The following is a 249-nucleotide window of genomic DNA, read 5'->3' on the forward strand; positions in this document are numbered from 1 at the left end:
ATATGTTGCTCAGCTTCTTTAATAGCCTTGATGAAAGTTTTATCAATTTTGATAACATCCAGGTCTAACTCATTGAGATAGCAGAGGTTAGCGTATCCCGTCCCAAAATCATCTAAAGCAAACAGAACTCCTCTGTTTCGCAACGATCGTATCAGCTCTTTGATGGCTGGAGTGATAGTGAGAGTCTGATTTTCGGTTATTTCAATCATTAATTTTATCGGTAGCCTTTGCGTTATCTCCATAAAATTA

At 37.3% G+C, this 249-nt stretch carries 1 protein-coding gene; it reads right to left on the reverse strand.

Annotation, left to right across the window (positions count from 1 at the left end; all coding sequences use genetic code 11):
- Positions 1-249, reverse strand: a 249-nt coding sequence (locus FDX22_RS21655; RefSeq protein WP_146717756.1) for an EAL domain-containing protein, incomplete at both ends; no start/stop codon positions are given.

The sequence above is a fragment of the Citrobacter sp. TBCS-14 genome, assembly GCF_005280805.1.
Taxonomy (GTDB): domain Bacteria; phylum Pseudomonadota; class Gammaproteobacteria; order Enterobacterales; family Enterobacteriaceae; genus Citrobacter; species Citrobacter gillenii.